Source organism: Thermoanaerobaculia bacterium (genome assembly GCA_018057705.1).
Taxonomy (GTDB): domain Bacteria; phylum Acidobacteriota; class Thermoanaerobaculia; order Multivoradales; family JAGPDF01; genus JAGPDF01.
In genome coordinates, this window is sequence record JAGPDF010000161.1 from 1 (window position 1) to 3,824 (window position 3,824).

Genomic DNA, 3,824 nt, shown 5'->3' on the forward strand with positions numbered 1-3,824 from the left:
GGCCATCGTCTTCTCCCAGGCGTCGGTCGCCGGCCCGGCGAGGTAGCGGTTGCCGGTCGGATTGGCGAAGGCGTGGTCGGCTTCGGGGTAGATGACGATGGTGGCGTTCTTGCCGAGCTTCACGAGCGCGTGCTCCATCTGGCGCACTCCGTCCACCGGAATTCCCTCATCCTTGCCGCCGAAGAGCCCGAGGAGCGGCGCCTGGAGCGGGGCGAGCGCCTTCGGATCGCTCTGCGTGCGGCCGTAGTACATCACCGCGGCGTCGATGCCGTCCGGAATGCCGAGCGCGGTCTCGAGCGCCCAGCCGCCGCCGAAGCACCAGCCGACGACGCCGATCCGGGTGGCGCCGGCCTGGGTCGCGAGGTAGGCGTGCGCCTGCCGGAGGTTCTCGAGCAGGCGGGCCGGCTTCTCCATGGCGCCCTGCATCGCCGCCATTGCGGCCTCGGAGGTGGTCGCCAACTTGCCCTCGTAGAGGTCGACCGCGAGCACGGCGTAGCCCTCGCCGGCGAAGCGCCGCGCCATGGCGCGGATGTTGTCGTTCAGTCCCCACCACTCCTGGATGACGATGAGCGCCGGCAGTGCTTTTCCGCCCGGTGCGACCTGCGAGGGCCGCACGAAGTAGCCCTTGACCGTGACGCCGTCGAGGGTCGCGTAGGCGACCTCCTCGGCGGCGACCGGCTGCGCCGGCGGGGGGACCGTCGCCGGGCTGGCGGCCGCGGTGTCGTGCTGGTGCTCTTTGGCCATCTTCCCGGCGTGCGCGGCGTCTGAAGAGGGCGAAGCTGGGGGAGCCTGCGGCGTCGGCGCGTTCTGGGCTCCGGCGAGCGCCGTGGCGAGAGCCAGGACGGTGAAGGCCAGAGTCGCAGAGAGTCGGGGGTTCGGGCGCATCGGAATTCTCCTCTCGAAGGGAAGGCTGGAGCCTATCGAAAGCCGTAGAATCCCGTACCTTGAAAGTCCGCACCGCCTTGCTCGCCATGCTTCTACTGGATCTCGCGGCCGGCGCGACCTGGTTCGCCGGGCGCTACGGCAGCGGCCAGCCCGACGCCCTGCGGCTCTTCCTGGCCTGGGCGCTCCCGGGTCTGGTCTTCGTCTGCGGACTGCTGACGCGGGAGCGCAAGGCCCGCCGGGCGGCGGCCGGCCAGCTTCCGCCCCGCCTCCGGCTGCCGGGCATTCCGCTGCGCGCCCTGCCGCCGCCGAAGCCCAGCCTGCCGATACCGCCGGCGCCGCTGCCCGCCCCGCGCGCCGTCATGGCCCCGGAAAGCGCGCCACCCGCGCCCGGACTGCGCTGGTCGCGGCTCCTCCTCTGGATCGGCGTGGCGATCGCCGTCGACCTCGCACCGATCGGCATCGCCTATCAGCTCGGCTGGCTGACCCTCACCTACGGCGATCAGCAGCTCGCCGCGACCCGCGCGGCGACGGCTCTCTGGGCGCTGCCCCTCCTCGTCCTGCTGGCGGTGCGCTTCTACGAACGGACGCTGCGCGGGCGGCTTTACCAGGAGGCTCTCGAGAGTTGGGGGGCTCCCGCTGCCTGGACGCTCTCGCTGCTGTGCGGCACGGCGCTCGCCCTGCCGGCGATCGCCCCGGGCCTCTCGATCAGCGAGCCCGCCTTCGTCGCCGCGGCCCTGGTCACCGCGCTGGCGCGCGAGATCGGCAGTACGGTGCTCTATCGCGCCTCGGGGCTCCTTGCCGCCGGGATCTTTCGCGGCACACTGCTCTTCGTCGATTTCTACCTCATCGCCGACTGGCTGGCGCCGGTCTTCCCGAGCGCCAACTACGTCACCAGCGGCGACGTCTTCTATCTGCTGCGCGCCGCCTCGCCGCTGGTCGCGGCGCTGCTGCTGGTCCGCTTCCTCCCGGCGCGGGGAGCGCAGGCGCCCGGACTTCCAACTGCCGCCCCAGCCGCATGAACCCCGGGCCACGGCCGCGCTGGATCGTCGCCACCGTCTTCGCCTTGGTGGTGATGATCAGCTGGACGCTGGTCGTGAAGTACCTCGTGCCGCTCCTTTTCGGCCTCTCCCTCGCGCTCGCCGGCGAGGCCGCGGGAGGCCCCGGCGGCGTTGGCTCCGCGGCGCTCGCCGGAGCGGGGGTGATGTGGGATCTCTGGCCGCTCACCCACGTGGTGTTGGCCCTCCTCCTCTGGCAGCGGCATCGACTCGCCTGGATCTACGGCGTGACCCTTTCGCTCGCCGAATCGGCGGTCGTGCTGACGAAGTTCTTCTTCTTCCTGCGGGCCCCGGAGTGGACGTTCTGGAAGCTCCTCTGGTTCACCAACAAGGTCTACGTGCTTCTCTTCTTCCTCTGTCTGCTCTATGTTCTCCTCGGGCCCGGCAGGCGCGACCTCCCGGCGGAGGGAAACGCATGAGCGAGGAGGGCAAGCCACCGGTCCCGCCAGTCCCGCCGGCGCGCCGCCTGTCGCGCCGGGAGTGGCTCGCCGCCGCGGCAGTCGCCGGGGGCGCCGGCATGGTCGGGGGCATCGCCTGTAGCCCGGAGGGGAAGGCGGCGGCACCGGCCTCGCCGGAGGCGGCCCCCGTTCCCGCATCCTCGCCGCCGTCGCCGGCATTGCCCGCTTCGCCGACACCGCCGACAGCGCCGGGGTCCATGCGCTATCGCACCCTCGGCCGCACCGGCCTCCAGGTTTCCGAGATCGGCTTCGGCGGCTTTCCCATCGACGATCCGGAGGTCCTCGTCTACGCGCTCGAGCGCGGCATCAACTACGTCGACACTTCGCACTGCTACCGCGGCGGAGCTTCCGAGCGCGCGATCGCGGCGGCGCTCGAAGGCCGCCGCGACAAGTTCGTCCTGACGACGAAGTGGTGTCCGCATCACATCGGCAAGCCAGCGAAGAAGCAGGTCTTCCTCGACATGCTCGACGAGAGTCTCCGGCGGCTCGGCACGGACTACGTCGACATCGTGCTCAACCACGAGGTCGGCCGGCACTCGGACGACCAGGGGGTCGACCGCCTGAAGGATCCGGAGATGCTCGAGGCGTTCGCGGTCGCGAAGCAGGCCGGGAAGGCCCGCTTCCTCGGCGCCTCCGGGCACGACGGCGATCTGCCGCAGGTGATGGGTTACGCCATCGACTCCGGGCAGTTCGACGTCCTGCTCTGCCGCTACAGCTTTCTCGACTACCCCGAGCAGCAAAAGCTGATCGACCGCGCGGCGGCGGCCGGCGTCGGCTTCATCGCCATGAAGACGCTCGCCGGAGCGAAGGGCGCCGACCTCGACCGCTTCCGCGACCGCCAGACCAGCTTCAAGCAGGCGGCGCTCAAGTGGGTGCTGTCGAATCCCAGCCTCTCGAACCTGATCATCTCGATCTCGAACCGCAAACAGGTCGATGAGTACGTGGCGGCCTCCGGAGCGCCCCTGGCCGCGGCCGATCTCGCGCTCCTCGACGAGTACCAGGCGCGCTTCTCGACCGAGGTCTGTCGCTTCTGCAACGCCTGCGAGCCGGCCTGCCCGGACGACGTGCGGATCGCCGACATCCTGCGCTTCGCGATGTACTTCCACGACTACGGCCAGGAGGGGCGCGCCGTCGAGTCCTACGCCAGGCTCGTCGCCGCCGAGCGCGCCGCCCACTGCACCCACTGCGCCGGCTTCTGCGAAGCCGCCTGCGACTACGACCTGCCGGTCAAATCGCTCCTCGTCCGCGCCGACGCCGCGCTCTCTCTGCGCGGCGGCACCCAGGCCTGAGCCGGTTTCTGGCACAGGCCTTGCTCTCCCGACAGTAGAGTCCGAAGAAGCCAAGGAAGTCGAGGTTCCTACTTGTCCGTCTGCCTTCGCTGGTCGCAAGTTCTCTGCCTGTTCGCCGGCCTCGCGCTTGCAATTGC

General features: G+C 70.6%; 4 protein-coding genes. 3 read left to right on the forward strand and 1 reads right to left on the reverse strand.

Translation table 11 applies throughout. The features are described 5' to 3' along the window. Positions 1–885 (reverse strand): dienelactone hydrolase family protein (locus KBI44_21580; protein MBP9147078.1); only part of this gene is annotated, 885 nt, incomplete at its 3' end. 59 nt (positions 886–944) lie between these two features. Here KBI44_21580 and KBI44_21585 point away from each other — a divergent pair. From KBI44_21585 to KBI44_21595, 3 genes are read left to right on the forward strand one after another with little or no spacing between them, the layout of a single operon-like run. Further along, a complete protein-coding gene (locus tag KBI44_21585) occupies positions 945–1,904 on the forward strand; it encodes a hypothetical protein (GenBank protein ID MBP9147079.1) in 960 nt (319 codons plus the stop codon). Then, a complete protein-coding gene (locus KBI44_21590) occupies positions 1,901–2,359 on the forward strand; it encodes a hypothetical protein (protein ID MBP9147080.1) in 459 nt (152 codons plus the stop codon). Before KBI44_21585 ends, KBI44_21590 begins: the two co-directional genes overlap by 4 nt. Next, positions 2,356–3,687, forward strand: a complete 1,332-nt coding sequence (locus KBI44_21595) for an aldo/keto reductase (protein MBP9147081.1) — start codon at positions 2,356–2,358, stop codon at positions 3,685–3,687. The genes KBI44_21590 and KBI44_21595 overlap by 4 nt, the downstream gene beginning before the upstream one ends. Positions 3,688–3,824: the final 137 nt, after the last annotated feature.

Coding starts and splice junctions, on each gene's coding strand:
- KBI44_21590 (MBP9147080.1), top strand. CDS start 1,901: ATGAACCCCGGGCCACGGCCGCGCTGGATCGTCGCCACCGTCTTCGCC.
- KBI44_21595 (MBP9147081.1), top strand. CDS start 2,356: ATGAGCGAGGAGGGCAAGCCACCGGTCCCGCCAGTCCCGCCGGCGCGC.